The sequence below is a fragment of the Streptococcus suis genome (assembly GCF_002960445.1).
In the GTDB taxonomy this organism is placed as follows: Bacteria; Bacillota; Bacilli; order Lactobacillales; family Streptococcaceae; genus Streptococcus; species Streptococcus hyiners.
Map to the genome: position 1 here is coordinate 1 of NZ_POJD01000175.1, position 267 is coordinate 267.

Consider the following 267-nt stretch of genomic DNA (forward strand, 5'->3'; position numbering starts at 1 on the left):
AAGGTAAAAATACCACAAACGGTAGTGACCATGACAAGATGGATAGCTATGCCCTTGAGTATTCACCGGATGGTATCACCTATCAATCAATTGGTAATTTCACCGAGACCGACCTTACTCAGACTGTAGATATCTATGCTCAATACATTCGTGTACGGAATCTACAGACGGGAACGAATAGATGGTTGGGAATCCGAGAATTGCAGGTAAGTGTTCGAGATGCTACCCAAACGATTGAAGCAGGTGGAAGTGATGCTGCCGCTAATG

General features: G+C 44.2%; 1 protein-coding gene. It reads left to right on the forward strand.

Annotated elements, in window-relative coordinates; genetic code table 11:
• The coding region (locus C1G53_RS07360; protein WP_153046671.1) for a hypothetical protein at window positions 1-267 on the forward strand (267 nt) is incomplete at both ends.